Here is a 17,232-nt window from a genome sequence, read left to right as displayed (position 1 = left end):
TTTTATGGATAAAATTAATATCCCGGCCAGCAACAACCTTTCTCCCGAAACGCTCCGGAACATCCGTGAAGCCTATGACATCCATGGCTACTATGTGTTGCGCAATGTTTTTACGGAAGCGGAAATGGAACTGTTGAAACAGGAGATCAAACGCCTGTGCAGGCAGCATCCTGAACTGATCACTTTTGAAAATGCAGTGGATGGCAGCAACCGGAAAGTGATGCACAAGATCTCCAATTTCCTGGAGTGCAGCCCTGCCTTGATGGGAACCGCACAATCCCCTTACTTTTTATCGGTGGTAGCTGCCATCTTCGGGGAAGAGGCCATATTATGCACTGATAAGATCAACTTCAAGCAACCGGGCGGCCGGGGCTTTTTACCGCACCAGGACATGAGCGGTATCTGGCAGAAATATATGACCAATATCATTTCCATTTTTATCTCCTGCGAAAATGCGACGGTGGAGAATGGTTGTCTGGAGATCGCTCCCGGCGAGCACAAGAAAGGCATCATGAGTGAGTATATGCAACCTATCGAAGCAGCTGCTGCACAGGCGCTGCCGTTCGAAAAGCTGGAAACGTTGCCGGGTGATGTGATTGTTTTCGATGGTTTTGCTCCGCATCAGTCCGCCCCTAATTTCTCTGCAATGGGAAGAAGCGCCATCCTGTTCACCTACAACAAGGCTGCCGAAGGTAATTTCCGGCCGCAGTTCATGAAAGATTTTGGTTTACCCGGGTCTGGTGCTGCACAAAAAATGTAGGAAGACGGCATGCAATTATCCATCCTCGATCAAACCCTGGTGAATCCCGGCAGCACGCCCAGGGAAAGCATCCAGCACTGCATCACGCTCGCCAAACTGGCGGAGCAATGGGGCTATCATCGTTTCTGGGTTACAGAGCATCATAACTCAACACAATTTGCCTGTGCCTCTCCGGCAATACTGATGGCGAGACTGGCAGCAGAAACCAGTTCCATCAGGATCGGCGCCGGCGGGCTCCTGCTGCCTAATCATCCGGTTCAGCAGGTAGCGGATACTTTCAAAATGCTGCACACCCTGTATCCGGGCCGCATCGACCTCGGCATTGGCAGAGGCGGCAGCGAATCGACGCTGGTGCGGCAATTATTGAACCCCGCACATACTTATGATATCGGTACATACAAGCACAATATCCTCGAATTATCGGAGTTGCTTGGGCAACACGATAACGGATTGGAACAACCGAAAAACTTACCGGAACGCTGGCTCCTCAGTTCGGGCATGCCTACTGCCAGGCTGGCTGCGGAACTGGGTCTGCCCCTCTCGTATGCCCACTTCATCAATCCCACCGATGGACCAGCCACCGTACAGCTGTACCGTGATCACTTCTCACCCAATGAAGTAAACAGGATTCCAAAAATCAGTATGGCTGTTTTTGTGATCTGTGCGGAGGAAGAAAAAGATTTGAAGCGATTACTGCGGGAGCTGGACTTCGGACTGTTGCGATCAGACAGAAAAAAACAACTGCCTCTATTGCCGGGAACTGCACAGCAATATGAATTCTCCGGCGATGAACAAATTCAGGTGATGGAGAACCGGCAAAAAATTATCTGGGGTCCGCCACAAACCATCGGCCAGCAACTGCAGGCGTTCGCTGACAATTACAGCGCCGATGAGCTGATGCTGCTGGTGCATTCTTCAGATCAAAAAGATAAACTGACTATTTTCCGGCTCCTGGCAAAAGCCTGTTTCTAATTTTTCAACTACCAGACCATCCAGTCGGAGTTCTTCATCTCCTGGCGGGTGGTTGGCCTTTGCACACCATTGGTGAGCTCCATCACCCTGCGATAAGTATGCTCCTTCAACTGCCATACCGAAGCATGAGGTTGTTGTTGCAGCAACTCGAGTATGGAATAAGTAAAAATGCTGTGTTTGATCTCATCCCATTCATTGGCTGTTTGTGTACCACGGGAGGCTGAAAGAATGGTGGTACCTGAGTTCCTGCCCACATCGGGAAAGATCTCCTGCATCAGTTCGAACACTGTTTGAGGCGCCATGGCCTCTCCCTTTGACTGGTAGGAATCAGGCAGGTAGGCGATGCCGCCTTCTTCTCCCATCTTCATATCTTCCTTGTCTACCTCACCTGAATGACAGGCATCGATGATCATCAGTTTTTGTCGAGGCGGAATATTGTTGACCAGTGATTCAAGGCTGTCGTAAGGGATACCACCTTTCTCCGGTTTGCTGAAATCAACTTGCCAGGTGGGAAAGTAATAATCAAAGTCGTTGCTTAACAGGCCATGGCCTGAATAAGCAATCACCACCACATCGTTGATATCGGCCTTCAGCAGTTTTTTCTTCAATTGAAGAATGGCGGCCAGCGACACTTTTTCATTGAACAGTGTATCGATAACGATATGCGCACTGCCGTACTTTTCCTTAAAAGCACCGGCGAGTGCCCGGATATCCTTCACACTCCAGAGCAGGTTGTTGCCGGTGTCTGCAAACCGTTCTATCGCAACGCCAACAAAATAACATTTGCGCGCCTTTGCTTTTTGCTCGTCGGGCACCTTACCGATCACCATGGATTTGCGCAGGCTTTCGAGTCCCTCTGCATTCATGGCCGTACCTTCCACCAGGTTGTATCCTTCGGAAAGGGATACCGTAATGATAGTATCGAATGTACCGGAGTTCAGGTGCTTCAGGGAAACACCCCTGTTATTCCAGAGCGGCACTTCATTGACCCATACATTGAAACGATCCAGCGGCAGGTTCCTGTCCTCTACCCTGATGCGTATGGACACTTTGGAAGGATATTGTTTGGTTGAAATGAATTCCTTCCCATTCGCAAAATCGAATTGCGGTGCTGCCACCTTACTCTGAAGAGTAAGCGAATCAAATCCCTGTCGCCTGAGCCGGCGCAGGTAAGCCTCATAGAAAGTGGAGATCAGTTTTTTGTTGGCAGAACCGGCACTCTTCAATACCAGGTCGGGCCGGTTATACTTCAGGTCGAGCTGTTCAAAGGAGATCCAGTCCTGATCCTTGCTGGTGTAGTAAAGCATCCTGGAAGCCATGGGTGTGGACCGGTAATAATGCGAAGGCAGCAGGGTGAAATAATCTTCATTGCCCAGGGCAAAAAAGGTATAGACCAGGCTACCGGTTTTCAGGTCCCAGAGCTTGCCGGTAAAATCCGCGCCGCAACTGACCATCAGGTTTTCCGTAGAAAAAAAATCGATGGTATTCACACCGCCTTCATGACCTTCGAGTGTGGTGATGAGGCGCAGGGTGCCGGCTTCCCGGATCTGCATATATCCATCGTCGGTTGTTATAACAAGGGTTTTGCCATCCGGGCTGTAAAAAGCTTTCTCCAGTTTCTCGCCTGTATGTTCCTCTTTCACGATCAGCCGGTTGTTCTGCCAGTCCCAAAGCTCCATATTCTTACTGTTCAGCAGCAGCAGGCGTTCGCCGGAAGGATCGAGCCTGCCTTCCCTTCCCGCTGATCCCTGGCTTTTTGTATACAGTATCTTTCCGGTAACAGCATCCCCTACAAACGTGCTGCATCCGGTAGAGGTAAAATAATATTTACCATCGTGTGTAAATTCAAACTGATCTATCTGGCAATTGTCCACCGGCACCGTGTACAACACATCACCGTTTTTAGTGCTTCTAACCGCTATGAATTTATCGTGGTAGTGATAGAGATAGAATTTTGTGCCATCCGGGTTGAAAGCTACTTTCCGCACTTCCGGGCCGGCTTCAATGCGGAGAGTGGATTTCCGGCTGACCAGATCCCATAATTGAACGATGCCGTCAAAATCCTGTGTGATGGCCATGGAGCCGTCTTTGTTGAAACAGGCATCGATCATCAGGCTTTTATGGCCGTTCATGGTCATCCAGGTTTCACCTGATGCAACATCGATGATCCTTGCGGTGCTATCCCAGCAGGAGGCAATGAGTTTTGTGCCATCCGGGCTGAACTCCGGGCCTCCCCTGATATTCCAGACTGTCTTTTTCAATTCGCCTTTTTTCCTGTCCCATAATTTAAGGCTTCCGTCGTATGGAGAGGTAAGAAGGGTACTCCCATCCGGGCTGAAGCGGCTGGTCCAGTTCGCATGTACATGACCGTTGAAGGTCAGCCGCCAGTCGCCCTTTTCAGCATCAAAAACATCCAGGTGTCCCATAACGGTACCTGTTACGAAAGACAATCCGGTTTTGCTGAAAAGTAGCTGGGAAAGAGATTCCCGCGGATAAACATGGGTGATCTTTTTTCCGGTGGTCATATCAAATACGGCCACACCACGATCATCTCCTCCGCCCAATGCTACCTTTTTTCCATCGGGGCTGATAGCAATCAGATCAGCCGAATGCGTCAATGTACGGACCTTGCGTCCTGTAGCTGCCTCCCAGATGATGGTTTCATTACGCCAGTTACCGGAGAGAATATATTTATCATCGGGACTGAACGCGGTCATCCTGACTGCATCGCCTGCATGTTTCAGGTTCAGGTGAACTTTCCCTGTTGTTGTGTTCCAGATAGTGAGAGCAGTATCGGAGGCTACGGCCACCTTGCTCCCATCATAGCTGAAGATAGCGGCATGAACGTATTCCATGGCGCTTTGCAGGCGGTAGCGTATTTTTTTTGTTTGCACATCCCAGAGTTCCACACCGCCATGGGTACCACAGGTGAGGATCAGTTTTTCATCGGGACTGAAAACAGCCGTTATGAGGTTACCGTTACGGGCTGGAATGGTTAGCAGTGTTTTGCCGGTGAACGCATCAAAAAGTTGCGCATCAGTTACACCGAAGGCAAGGATAGAAGAATCGTTGCCGGAAAAGATGGCGCCGCCTGTGCCCCAGGATACTTTTTTGGCAATGCGGAGCTTACCGGTCTTTCTGTTGAAGACCCTTACCGAGTCTTCGCTGGCGGCTCCTACGATCCAGTTCTCGTCGTGGCTGAGCCTGGCAGCGCCAACCTGTCCTTTCATCCGGATATTGAGCCGCATGGTGCCGGTCTTGCCATCCCAGACCTTGATGGTATTATCATTGGCGCCGGTCAGCAGGAATTCCTGTTCATTGCTCAATTGGATGGAGCTGATATGTGCTGTATGCCCGATAGGAAGCATCAACCGGAGATCCTGCTCCTGGGCATGGATCTGCCCCAGCATGAATACGATGGAAAGCAGCAGGGAAACGACTTTCATGAAAACATTTTTTGGGAGAGGATGCCAATGAAGCACCCTCCTGCTTTTAATGGAATATCCATTATCTGTTTTTCTTTATACAAGTAAGGTTCAGACTGAACTGGTACGTATCATCCCGAATAACCTCGTTTTGATGTTCTTCTTTATAGTTCCGGCTAAAATCAATTTTTTGTAAGCCGCCATTCGCATCGAAAGCATTGGCGTAAGTGATGCTTTTAGTTTCAATGGTAGTTTCCTGAAACTGCGTTCCCGGGTAATCGATCCTGGTATCCACAAACTTAGAGGAGCTGATATTATTTTCAGACAGCAACATATCAGCATTGAAAACATCACCATCAAAAGCAACCATCATCATAATACCAAGACCATTCACTGAAAATGGATTGATGTTATTATCATATTTATAGTCAGCAGTGCGGGTATGCTTCAACGTTGGCTGGTCATTTGTGTAAGGTGATTCCTTGTAATTACCATTGGCATCATATTCCAAAACCCAGGTATTATCCTGATCCTCATTAAAAATGATCTTGACCAGTTTTCCATTATTATTGAAAACATAATCTCTTTTGATGGTTTCGGGTAGTTCTGTTCCATCGGAACTAAATCTTTTTATAAGAGCTTTTGTTATTCTTTTTTGTGTATCTGTTGTGAAAGTATATCTGGTGGACAGCTTGAAACTACCGTTTCTTTTATTGAAATATTCAGCTTTTACAGGAGCGCCATTCTCATAAGAAACGGTAAAATATTCGTCCAGTACCGGTGCGCCATCAGAACTTTTGTATAGTTCTATTTTTGCGGGAAGATGATCTTCATTGTACTGAAAAGCATACGCCTCTTCGGATGAACCGATCCTCTGTAACTGAATAAAGGTTTGTGGATTGTTGTCGTTTTTATTGCAGCCGGCAATAAGCAATACCAGTGAGAGGAGAGATAAAAGCGTTATTTTCATGGGTACAAATATTTTTTTCATAAGTGTTTAAATGGAACACCGCAATATATTCATTTTTTATGCAGGCTTTCATTTCAGCAGGTTTGATTGCATATGACATAGGATCCTCATTTTTCAGTGGGGAAATGGGTGGATAAACGAGGTTATAGCTTTATAAAGTTGTATCGCGGCGTTTGAAGCTCATTGTTATACTTTCCTTGTCTTCACTAAAGTTGTACAATGAAAAAAGGACCGCATAATGCGATCCTTCTTATCCTGGAGGTCCCGAGCAGACTCGAACTGCTGTAGGAGGTTTTGCAGACCTCTGCCTAGCCACTCGGCCACGGAACCATTGAGGGAGTGCAAAAGTAGGATAATTGTTCGATATTTGACAAGAACTATCGATACTTTTTATGGGAACAATTCAAGAATCTGAACTGATAATCAATGAACGGGGGGCCATTTACCATCTGGACCTCCTCCCTGAAGAGCTCGCCAGCACCATCATCACCGTAGGTGATCCGGACCGTGTAAGCAAGGTCAGTAGCCAGTTTGACCGGATCGAAGTCAAAAGACAGCACCGGGAATTTGTGACCCATACAGGGTATGCCGGCAACAAAAGACTGTCGGTGGTCTCTACCGGCATCGGCCCGGATAATATTGATATTGTTTTGAATGAGCTTGACGCCCTGGTGAATATCGATTTCAAAACCCGCACCATCAAACATGATCATACGGTGCTGAATATCGTTCGAATAGGGACCTCCGGCTCCCTCCAGGCCTCCATTCCGGTAGACAGCTGGGTGGCCAGCACACATGGCCTGGGCATCGATAACCTTCTCAATTTTTACAGGATCGAGGAAAATGAGGAAGAGAGACAAGTGCTGCAGAGCTTCATCACCCAAACACAGCTCAGCCATCGCATCTCTCAACCTTATATCAGTTCGGCAGCCCCCAGCCTGCTGAAACATTTCGTTACCAATTTCCAGCACGGCATTACGGTTACCTGTCCCGGTTTCTACGGCCCGCAGGGGCGGGTATTGAGACTGGGCCTCAGTCACCCGGACCTGATAGATCGTCTCACCAATTTTTCGTTTGGTCAGCACCGGATCACTAACTTTGAGATGGAAACTGCCGCTATCTACGGCCTGGGAAAACTGCTGGGGCATCATTGCCTTTCACTCAGTTCCATCGTGGCCAACAGGATTGACAGGACTTTTTCCGGGAATGCGGCGGCCAATATGGACAAACTCATCACCACAACAATTGATATACTCAAAGGGTTATAATACTATATGGACTTACAGTTTTTCAAATACCAGGGCACAGGCAATGACTTTGTGATCCTGGACAACAGGAATGGACAGTACGACGCATTGACCAATGAACAGGTGAACTGGATCTGCAACCGCCGCTTCGGCATCGGTGCAGACGGCCTGATGATGCTCAACACGAAAACCGGATACGATTTCGAAATGAAATATTATAACGCCGATGGACGCCCCAGCACCATGTGTGGCAATGGTGGACGCTGCCTCGTGAAGTTCGCCTGGCACCAGGGTATCCGCCGTCCCATGTATAAATTCATCGCAGCCGACGGCGACCATGAAGCTGAGATCGACGACGATGGCACGGTAGCACTCAAAATGAAAGATGTTTCCGCCATCAAAGACTACCACGGTGATTTCATCCTCGATACCGGCTCTCCTCACTACGTGAAGATCGTCACCGATGTAATGGAGATGGATGTATACAAAAAAGGAATGGACATCCGCTATAGCAACCATTTCGCCAAAGAAGGCATCAACGTGAATTTCGTTGAACAGAAAAAAGAGGACGAGATCACTGTTCGCACCTACGAACGCGGTGTGGAAGACGAAACCTATTCCTGTGGCACGGGCGTTACCGCTGCTGCACTCGTATGTTACCACAACGAACGCGGCTTCAACGATGTAACCGTTCACACCAAAGGTGGCAGGCTCACCGTGGAATACGACAGGGTGGACGACGATACTTTTGAGAACGTCTGGCTCTGCGGCCCCGCCGAAAGGGTTTTCGCAGGCACCATCAGTGTGCCGGACGCTTCCTGATCATATCTTTATATTATGTAAAAAAATATCCGGAGTACCCGGATATTTTTTTTCTGCTCCGGAAGTCAGCAAGTTAGTTCAGGACCCGCTGATGTTTGGAGCAGTTTTCATCCAAAACCCTTAAATTGCGTATAACTGTTTATGTCTGACCATTGCTTGCACCACATTCTCATAATGAAGCCGACCTGTTATTGCGGGTAGCTGAAGGCGACCAGAAAGCTTTCGCCGCCTTGTTCCATGCTTACCATCACCGGCTTGGTATCTATCTTTATCAGCTCACTTCCTCAAGAACTTTCGCCGAAGAGAATATCCAGGATATATTCTGCAAAGTATGGGAAAAACGTGCCCAGCTTCCTGAAGTGCAGAATTTCCAGCATTGGCTTTTTACTGTTTCCAAAAATCATGCACTCAATGTTCTCAGGAAAATGGTGCGGGAACGCACTGAACAGTTGAACTGGGAAAAGCAGCAGTTGAACCTTTCACCGGATGCTGAACTTACCACTGAGGATAGGTTACAATTAATTCACAAGGCAATCAGTCAACTCCCGCCCCAGCAGAAAAAAGTGTTTATCCTCAGCCGTTACCAGCGACTTAAATATGTTGAGATCGCCAAAGAACTTAATTTATCACGGGAAACTGTAAAATCATACCTGCAGATCGCTACAAGTTCCATCCGGAAATATGTGAATACCCACCTCCCGCTTTTTATCTTTTTGTTCAGCAGGTTTTTCTACTGAACCACTCTCCGCTGAAATAATTTGAAAATATTTTCCTGCTCCAATACCCCCTTTCCGAAAAAAACTGTGTCTTCCCTGCAGAACGGTCCGATCACCGTTGAATTTGTATGGATAAAAAGAATCGCCTTAAGTTTATACTGGAACGTTTCAATGAAGGCACAGCCAGTGCCGCAGAACTGGCTGAACTTGAACAACTGCTCAACGATTCCGAAGCTGTATCATTGATAGATGAGCTTTGGGATAAGGTCCCTGTCACTTCAACTTTTTTTGAAGAAAGTAAGACCGAGGCTTTGCTTGCCGGAGTCGAGGCGCGCAATCAACAGGTACAAATACGGGAAAGGATGCGTAAGAAACGAATGGCTTTCGGCATTGCTGCATCATTGGCCATTCTTCTCTCCGCTACTGCACTGTACCTGGCACTTTCAAAAGACAAGCCCGAAAAAATCATTGCCGCAACGCCTGTAACACCCGTACGCATTGCGCCGGGAGACGACAAAGCGATCCTTGTGCTGGCTGATGGCAGCACTATTCATCTGGAGGGCAGCAACACCAATAATATCCCTGCACAGGGTAATGCGCAGATCACCGGGATCAATGGCCAGGTAATTTATGCATCGAAAAATGCCGGTGCCCCTGTAGTTTACAATACCCTGAAAACACCGAGGGGCGCACAATACCAACTGCAGCTGGCCGATGGCAGCAGGGTTTGGATGAATGCGGGCTCCTCTCTTCATTTCCCCACTTCATTCCCCGGAAAAGAAAGGATAGTTGAGTTAACGGGCGAAGCCTATTTCGAAATAGCGAAAGATGCACAGAAACCATTCCGTGTTAAAGTAAATGACATGCAGGTAAATGTTCTCGGCACTCAATTCAATATCATGGCATATGAAAATGAAACTTCAAAAGCTGTTACGCTTTTGGAGGGTGCAGTAAATGTTGAGCATCGTCAGCAGTCCGTGAATCTGAAACCGGGGCAACAGACGCAGTCAAGCGATCAGACTGGACTCAGGCTTCTGAGCAATATAGATACTGAAGAAGCCATTGCCTGGAAGAACGGTCTCTTCATCACCAATCATACCAGCCTGCCGGTGCTGATGCGCCAGATAGAACGCTGGTACAATGTAAATGTGGTGTACGAAGGAAAAGTGCCTGATAAGAAATTCGGGGGAAAGATACCCAGGAAAAGCGATCTCCAGGAAGTATTGCAAGTACTGGAGTTTAGTAAAGTGTATACAAAATTGGATGGAAATAAACTAACGATACTGGACCGTTAAAAACTAAGCCGGAGTGTTGGAGCACTGCCGGCTTAAAACGTATCCATAACAAGTCTCTTTGCCAGAGCTCTCCCGGAATTCCGGGAGAGATATTGTTAATGTAAATACAACTTAAAGGTATGCTATTATGCCCTGATTGCAAACCCATGCGTCTCTGTTGGAGACCGATTGCTAAAACGCTGCTCATTATGAAACTAACTGCAGTACTACTGTTATTGTTCAGCCTGCAGGCCTGGGCCGAAGGATTCGGCCAGACCATAACAGTGAATGTTGAGAAAGCCCCGCTCGGCCGGGTTTTCAACATTATCGAAAAGCAAAGCGATTATGTTTTCTTTTTCGACCAGTCGCTGATCGAAAAAGGAGAAAAGGTAACTGTCCGTTCCCGCAACCGGCCATTGAAAGAAGTGCTGGAAGAATGTTTCAGGAATCAGCCATTCACCTGGTCTATTGTAGGTTCGATCATAGTGGTGAAGTCGAAAGAAACACCGAAACCGGTAAGGGACTCCTTGCTGGAAATAATTCCTGCATTCATCCCCATCAAAGGCCGGGTAGTAAATGAGTCAGGCCAGCCATTACCAGGCGCCACCATCATGATCAGGAACACCAACCAGGGAACCAATGCCGGCGCAGATGGAACATTCTCGCTTGATGCGAATCCCGGCGCTACTCTCGTGATCTCTTTCGTTGGATATGAATCGAAGGAAATTGTGGTGGACAGGAACAATACCATTATCAATGTAGTGCTCACTGCAGCAGAGAATGAAGAGAAAGATATTGTTGTGATCGCCTATGGCCGTGTTAAGAAGACTGATCTTACTGGTTCCGTTTCGCAGATCAAAGGAAGTGATATCAGCTCCTACCCCACTACCAATGTGATCCAGGCATTGAGTGGCCGGGCAACCGGTGTGAGGGTTATTCAAAACAACGGCACTCCCGGCAGCCCTATCAGCGTCCGCATCCGTGGCGCCAATTCCATCCTTGGAGGAAATGAACCACTATACATCATCGATGGTCTGCCCAGCAGCCCCACTTATCTCCAGACTGAGGATGTTGAATCAGTGGAGATACTGAAAGATGCCTCTTCCACGGCAATGTACGGATCGAGGGGCGGCAGTGGCGTAGTACTGATTACCACCCGTTCAGGAAAAAAGAACCAGCCTACAAAAGTAAATCTCCATCTGGGATACAGCACTCAGTCGATCACCAAAAAGCTGAAACTGCTCTCTCCGTTTCAATATGCGTCCCTTTACAACGAACGGGCAGTAAACGATGGGCTTGCTCCTTTCTTTACACAAAATCAGGTTGATTCTTTACGCAATGTAAAAGGTACAGACTGGCAGGACCTTCTTTTACGCAAGGCGCCCATGTACAACAGCAATGTGAGTGTCAGCGGTGGTTCTGAAAAAACAAGTTTCTTCCTGTCTGGTGGCGCTTTCCAGCAGGAGGGCATCATCCCCAATTCAGATTATAACCGTTATTCTTTAAGAGCAAATATCAAACACGATATCAGCAAAGCGGCCACGGTAGCATTTACAGCGGTCTATACCAGGTCAGACAGAAGTTTGCAGAACTCGCAAACGGGTAACCGTGGCAGTGATATGTTCGGCGCAATGCTCTTCGCTCCGCCCACAGTAGGGCCCTACACTGCAGATGGAAAATATGTACGGCTGACCGACGTATACCCGATCATCTCCAATGCCATCGTTAACCCGATTGCCATCAGAAATGAAGTTACCAACCGATTCCAGTCAGACGATATCGTAGCGAATGTGAATCTGCAGGTCAACCCTGCCAGGAATCTTTCACTGCGCGTTTCAGGAAATATTATCAACAACAATACGCGCAACGACAATTTCCGGAACAGAGACCCCTATGGCCTGAACTCTGCGGGCAATGCCAACGTGAACACCAACCAGTTCACCAGCCTGCTCAATGAAAATATCCTGAACTATAAAAATGTTTTCGGCGGAGTACACAGTCTCGATGTGGTGGGTGGAATAATGGCGCAGGCAGATAAAAGTACCAGCATGGGCTCAGGCAATGCACTTGATTTCCTGAGTAACGAAGTATTCACCGGAAGCATCCAATCAGCAGCCGTACCCGGATTACCTACATCCACCTATTCAAAATCAGTTCTGCTTTCTTATGTAGGCCGGATCAATTACGGGTTCGATAACCGCTACCTGTTTACATTAAGTTTCCGTCGTGATGGATTTTCGGCCTACTCCAAAGAAAACCGCTGGGCCAATTTCCCCTCTGCTGCTATTGCCTGGAGGGCATCGAACGAAAAATTCATGGAGAACCTGCATGCAGTATCCGACCTGAAGCTGCGCGCATCTTATGGCCGCACCGGTAATACTTCCATCAAATCTTACCAGACGCTCAATATCCTGCAACCATACAATACCATATTTGGCAATGACCTCTTTATCGGTTATGCTCCCCGTCCGGAATATGCCAGTAAACTGAGATGGGAGGTTACAGACCAACTGGACCTCGGCCTCGAACTCGCCCTGTTCAAAAACAAGATCCGCTTTACAGCCGATTATTATCAGAAGCAAACCAAATACCTCCTGAACAAAGTTCAGTTGCCCACATCATTCGGATACGAAACCTCATTGGAGAATATTGGCGAGATCAGCAACAAGGGAGTGGAACTGGGAATAGATGCAACGGTGGTCAACAACGCTGACTGGAAATGGGACCTCGCTGGCAATATCTCGTTCAACAGGAATAAGGTGGAAAAATTGTACAAAGGTCAGGATATCGCTGGCCCCAATGTTTTCACAGGCAATATCAATGACTATGTGAACCTGCTGCGCGAAGGTCTTCCCCTGTACGCTTTCTATGGCTACATAGAAGAAGGATATACAGAAACCGGGAATATCAAATACCAGGACAAGAATGGCGATAAGTCCATCAATAACCTTGACCGCAGCGTGATTGGTGATCCCAATCCTGATTTCATTTACGGTCTGAGCTCCGTTACAAAATTCAAAGGCTTTGAGCTCACAGTGTTCATCCAGGGATCACAGGGCAATGACCTGTTCAATCTCAACAAGGCCAGCACACTGGATATGGGATGGAGCCTGAACCAACCAGAGGAAGTGTATACCAATCACTGGACAGCGGAAAACACCAATGCCAAATACCCCAGGCCATCCAGCAAGATCACTGCAAATTTCTCGACAAGATTTGTGGAAGACGGATCTTACCTGAAGTTCAAGAACATTCAACTGGCTTACAATATTCCTGTTGCAAAACTCGGCACAAAGGCTGTAAAATCCGCTCAATTATATGTGAGCGCACAGAACATGATAGTGATCACCAATTACTCCGGTTATGATCCGGAAGTGAATGCTTATGGAGCTGCCGATTCCATTCAGCAGGGTCTGGACTATACTGTTTATCCCAACAGCAAGTCATTCACTGTTGGTATTCGTTGCGGATTCTAAAACTAATCATCGAAAAACTTTGCATATATGAAATCATTCCTGATAACTGCCGGGCTCAGCCTTTTCCTGCTGGCCTCCTGCTCCAAATGGCTCGACGAGCGCCCCCAGGCGATGGCCGAGGAAAATTTTTACACCACCAACGTAGAGATCGAATCCGGGCTGAATGCCATTTATGAAACGGTTCGCTACCTCTCCACTTTTGGTGGCTTCTATACCATTCAACATGAGATCAATACCGAATACATGTACGGCCGTGGCAGCTTTGCGCCTATGAATACTTACCAGGGGCTCGACAATAATAATGTTGGCCGTATTACCGATACCTGGAACAATTTTTATAAAGGTGTTCGCAATGCCAATCTCATCATTAAGAAAGCGCCGCTCGCAACACTTGTTACGGAAGCAGACAAGAACAAATATATCGGAGAAGCCAGGTTCCTGCGCGCGCTCTATTACTTTCACCTGGTAAGGAACTGGGCCGGTATTCCATTGCATACGGAAAACAATCTCGATTCCATCAATGTTCCCAAAACCAGTGCGGACAAAATATATGAACTGATCGAATCTGACCTGTTGTTTGCCGAACAATATCTTCCTGATAATCCACGCCTGGTAGGCGCTGCCACCAAATGGGCTGCAAAGACAACCCTGGCAGAAGTGGCGCTCACACTGAAAAAATATGATCTCGCCCGCCGTGCAGCCAATGAAGTGATAGAATCGAAAAAATATTCCCTGGTGCCGGTTTCAGTGGGTGCTGACTTTGAACAATTGTACGGACGTGATGCCAATAATACATCGGAAGAGATCCTGTATTTCAAATACTCCTCCAAAGTATCCGGACAGGGGTACCAATACCTTGCTTACCTGCATGCCTCCAAAACCACCCATTTCCCGCCAGGAGGTTTTGCCACCATTTACAGCGATTCCCTGAACCCTTTTCTGAAAAACTGGGACAGGGCCGATCTGCGTTATTATTTCAACTGGTATCCATCCGATGTAGGTGTGCCACAGAAAACTACTGTTCTCTGTAAAAAATTCAGTGACCGCCAGGCAACCGTTCAGGCAGCGGCCAATAATGATTACCCGCTTTATAAATATTCCGATCTTTTACTTTTCTATGCCGAAGCTGAAGCAGTATCCAATAACGCAGTGACTGCCGATGCGGTAGAAAAACTGAACATGGTCCGCCGCCGTGCTTACGGCAAGCCCGCCAATACGCCAGATCCGTCCGTAGATCTTGCTGTTGGTGATTTTGCATCACTCGATGCCTTTGTACGGCGCGTAGTGCTGGAGCACGGCTATGAATCGATCGGAGAAGGCAAACACTGGTTCGATCTGAAACGACTTGGATTAGTAAAAGAAGTGATCCAGGAAGTGGAAGGACTTACAGTGGCAGATAAGCATATGCTCTGGCCGATCCCTCCGCGCGAATTCAATGGCAATACAGCGCTTGACCCTACCCGTGATCAGAATCCCGGGTACTAAGCCGCTTCGATTTTCTCAATCTTAATGGAACTGGATTATGAAATATTTCAGAGGGTTATTTCTTTTCCTGTCAGGCATCGTCTGCCTGGCAGGTTGTGAGAACAACACCAATCAAACAAAGACCGATATCTGCATCTATGGCGGGAATGCGGCGGGCGTGATGGCCGCCTATACCGCAGCAAAGATGAACATGAATGTATTGCTGATAGAGCCCGGCCATCGTCTCGGTGGCCTTACTTCCGGTGGACTTGGCTATACAGATATCGGCAACAAATACGCGATCAGCGGTCTTGCTCTCGACTTCTACCGCCGTGTTGGCAAACATTATGGAAAACTGGAACAATGGATATTTGAGCCGCATGTTGCAGAGAATATCCTGAAAGATCTGATCAGCGATGCAAAAGTGCAGGTGATCTATGGTCATCAACTTTCTGCAGTGGAAAAAGCAGATGGGAAAATCATCTCCATCACTGTCGATTCTGTTGCCGGCGGCCACCCGAAAAAGATCGATGCTTCCATGTTCCTCGACTGCTCCTATGAGGGGGATCTCATGGCAAAGGCTGGTATTTCGTATACAGTAGGACGTGAGGACAACAGCTTGTACAAAGAAACATACAATGGCGTGCAGGTACTGGAAGGCCATCAGTTCCCCGATGGCATCGATCCCTACAAGATCCCCGGCAACAGCAGCAGCGGACTGATCTGGGGAGTAAGTGATGGCAGTCTTGCTGCACAGGGAAGCGGCGACAAAAAAGTACAGGCCTATAATTTCAGGATCTGTCTTAGCAGGGATCCGGCCAATCTGGTGCCCATCACTCAACCTGATAATTATGACCCGGCCCGTTACGAGCTCCTGCTTCGTTACCTCAAACACAAAGTTCCCGGCGATCTCTGGGGTTTCCTGAAATTTGATCTGATGCCCAACAACAAGACCGATATCAATAATAACGGTCCCATTTCAACGGATATGATCGGCATGAACCATAACTATCCCGAAGCCGATTACGCCACCCGTAAAAAGATCTGGAAAGAGCATGAAGATTACACAAAGGGATTACTCTATTTTATCGGACATGATGAGCGTATGCCCGAACACCTGCGCAAACAAATGCTGCAATGGGGATATCCAAAAGACGAGTACATTGAAAACAATCACTGGTCACCACAACTCTATGTTCGGGAAGCGCGCCGCATGATCGGCGCCTATGTAATGACGCAGCACAACTGCGAAGGCAGGGAGATTGTGGAAGACACTATCGGCCTGGCTGCCTACACCATGGATTCGCATAACTGTCAGCGTATAGTGGTGAACGGTATGGTGAAGAATGAAGGCAATGTGGAGATCGGTGGATTTGGCCCCTATCCTATTTCCTACCGTTCCATTATTCCCAAAGCATCGGAATGTACAAACCTGCTGGTTCCTGTTTGTTTGTCTGCCAGCCATATCGCCTATGGCTCCATACGCATGGAGCCTGTGTTCATGGTACTGGGCCAGTCCGCAGCTATTGCAGCAACACTCGCTATCAAAGAAAAGACCACTGTGCAGCAGGTTGATGCAAAAGCCATTCAATCATTGCTGGCGAAAGATCCTTTGATGAATGGAAGAACACCAGAGCTGGTTGTTGATAACGACGATACCGCGCATGTTCAGCAAACAGGCAGCTGGAGCCATCACAAAAGAGGTTCCTATGGTCAATCCATGCTGATAGACAGCAGTAAAGGCAAGGAGCCAAAATCGATCCGTTTTCTTCCACAGCTGACGCAATCCGGCGATTACCAGGTGTACACCTATATCCCAAAACTGTCAGGTATTTCTTCGGTTATACCTGTTAGTTTGTTCGATGGCGCCGTCACCAAACACATCGATATCAAAGCTGCAGACATTACCGTGGAAGGACAAACTTCCGGTGAATGGATCAGCCTGGGTAAACACCGGCTGGAAAAAGAACAGCCTGTTTACATAGAAATCTCCAACAACGGAGCCAATGGTCTCGTGTTTGCCGACGCAGTACTGCTGATCCCTATGTAGCTATTATACACTGAATTTGACAGTCGCTCGCCTCCCGGCGAGTGACTGTCCAACTC

The 17,232-nt window shown here is 47.8% G+C and carries 11 protein-coding genes and 1 tRNA gene; 9 read left to right on the top strand and 3 right to left on the bottom strand.

Annotated elements, in window-relative coordinates; genetic code table 11:
- Positions 1-4 precede the first annotated feature (4 nt).
- Positions 5-760, top strand: coding sequence for a phytanoyl-CoA dioxygenase family protein (locus FSB84_RS15750; RefSeq protein WP_158643933.1), 756 nt, complete (start codon positions 5-7; stop codon positions 758-760).
- A 9-nt stretch (positions 761-769) separates the two neighbouring features.
- Positions 770-1,732: an MsnO8 family LLM class oxidoreductase gene (locus tag FSB84_RS15745; RefSeq protein ID WP_130538893.1), complete on the top strand. Its 963-nt coding sequence runs from the start codon at positions 770-772 to the stop codon at positions 1,730-1,732.
- An 8-nt stretch (positions 1,733-1,740) separates the two neighbouring features.
- Here the strand turns inward: FSB84_RS15745 and FSB84_RS15740 are convergent, their stop codons facing one another.
- The 3 genes from FSB84_RS15740 to FSB84_RS15730 form a co-directional block, all read right to left on the bottom strand.
- A complete protein-coding gene (locus FSB84_RS15740; RefSeq protein ID WP_130538892.1) occupies positions 1,741-5,178 on the bottom strand; it encodes a caspase family protein in 3,438 nt (1,145 codons plus the stop codon).
- Between the two features lie 61 nt (positions 5,179-5,239).
- Positions 5,240-6,127: a hypothetical protein gene (locus FSB84_RS15735; protein ID WP_130538891.1), complete on the bottom strand. Its 888-nt coding sequence runs from the start codon at positions 6,125-6,127 to the stop codon at positions 5,240-5,242.
- Positions 6,128-6,383: 256 nt separating this feature from the next.
- Positions 6,384-6,457: transfer RNA gene (locus FSB84_RS15730), tRNA-Cys, on the bottom strand.
- Between the two features lie 62 nt (positions 6,458-6,519).
- On the opposite strand from FSB84_RS15730, the gene FSB84_RS15725 reads away from it, so the two are divergent.
- From FSB84_RS15725 to FSB84_RS15695, 7 genes are all read left to right on the top strand, one after another.
- The gene (locus FSB84_RS15725) at positions 6,520-7,395 is read left to right on the top strand and encodes a nucleoside phosphorylase (protein WP_130538890.1); all 876 of its coding nucleotides are present in this window, start codon (positions 6,520-6,522) and stop codon (positions 7,393-7,395) included.
- A 6-nt stretch (positions 7,396-7,401) separates the two neighbouring features.
- Positions 7,402-8,196 (top strand): diaminopimelate epimerase, encoded by a 795-nt coding sequence (gene dapF / locus FSB84_RS15720; protein WP_130538889.1) that lies wholly within the window; start codon positions 7,402-7,404, stop codon positions 8,194-8,196.
- 152 nt (positions 8,197-8,348) lie between these two features.
- A complete protein-coding gene (locus tag FSB84_RS15715; protein WP_130538888.1) occupies positions 8,349-8,933 on the top strand; it encodes an RNA polymerase sigma factor in 585 nt (194 codons plus the stop codon).
- Between the two features lie 107 nt (positions 8,934-9,040).
- Complete coding sequence (locus tag FSB84_RS15710; RefSeq protein WP_130538887.1) at positions 9,041-10,207, top strand: FecR family protein; 1,167 nt, start codon at positions 9,041-9,043, stop codon at positions 10,205-10,207.
- A gap of 188 nt (positions 10,208-10,395) precedes the next feature.
- Positions 10,396-13,662, top strand: coding sequence for a TonB-dependent receptor (locus tag FSB84_RS15705; RefSeq protein WP_158643932.1), 3,267 nt, complete (start codon positions 10,396-10,398; stop codon positions 13,660-13,662).
- Between the two features lie 27 nt (positions 13,663-13,689).
- On the top strand, positions 13,690-15,147 hold the full coding sequence (locus FSB84_RS15700; RefSeq protein ID WP_130538885.1) for a RagB/SusD family nutrient uptake outer membrane protein: 1,458 nt from the start codon (positions 13,690-13,692) through the stop codon (positions 15,145-15,147).
- A gap of 37 nt (positions 15,148-15,184) precedes the next feature.
- Positions 15,185-17,176, top strand: a complete 1,992-nt coding sequence (locus tag FSB84_RS15695) for an FAD-dependent oxidoreductase (RefSeq protein WP_130538884.1) — start codon at positions 15,185-15,187, stop codon at positions 17,174-17,176.
- Positions 17,177-17,232: the final 56 nt, after the last annotated feature.

The organism is Pseudobacter ginsenosidimutans (assembly GCF_007970185.1).
In the GTDB taxonomy this organism is placed as follows: domain Bacteria; phylum Bacteroidota; class Bacteroidia; order Chitinophagales; family Chitinophagaceae; genus Pseudobacter; species Pseudobacter ginsenosidimutans.
Note: the sequence above shows the minus strand (reverse complement) of the source record. Positions and strands in the feature narration are given on the sequence as shown.

Coding starts and splice junctions, on each gene's coding strand:
- FSB84_RS15750 (WP_158643933.1), top strand. CDS start 5: ATGGATAAAATTAATATCCCGGCCAGCAACAACCTTTCTCCCGAAACG.
- FSB84_RS15745 (WP_130538893.1), top strand. CDS start 770: ATGCAATTATCCATCCTCGATCAAACCCTGGTGAATCCCGGCAGCACG.
- FSB84_RS15740 (WP_130538892.1), bottom strand. CDS start 5,178: ATGAAAGTCGTTTCCCTGCTGCTTTCCATCGTATTCATGCTGGGGCAG.
- FSB84_RS15735 (WP_130538891.1), bottom strand. CDS start 6,127: ATGAAAATAACGCTTTTATCTCTCCTCTCACTGGTATTGCTTATTGCC.
- FSB84_RS15725 (WP_130538890.1), top strand. CDS start 6,520: ATGGGAACAATTCAAGAATCTGAACTGATAATCAATGAACGGGGGGCC.
- dapF (WP_130538889.1), top strand. CDS start 7,402: ATGGACTTACAGTTTTTCAAATACCAGGGCACAGGCAATGACTTTGTG.
- FSB84_RS15710 (WP_130538887.1), top strand. CDS start 9,041: ATGGATAAAAAGAATCGCCTTAAGTTTATACTGGAACGTTTCAATGAA.
- FSB84_RS15705 (WP_158643932.1), top strand. CDS start 10,396: ATGAAACTAACTGCAGTACTACTGTTATTGTTCAGCCTGCAGGCCTGG.
- FSB84_RS15700 (WP_130538885.1), top strand. CDS start 13,690: ATGAAATCATTCCTGATAACTGCCGGGCTCAGCCTTTTCCTGCTGGCC.
- FSB84_RS15695 (WP_130538884.1), top strand. CDS start 15,185: ATGAAATATTTCAGAGGGTTATTTCTTTTCCTGTCAGGCATCGTCTGC.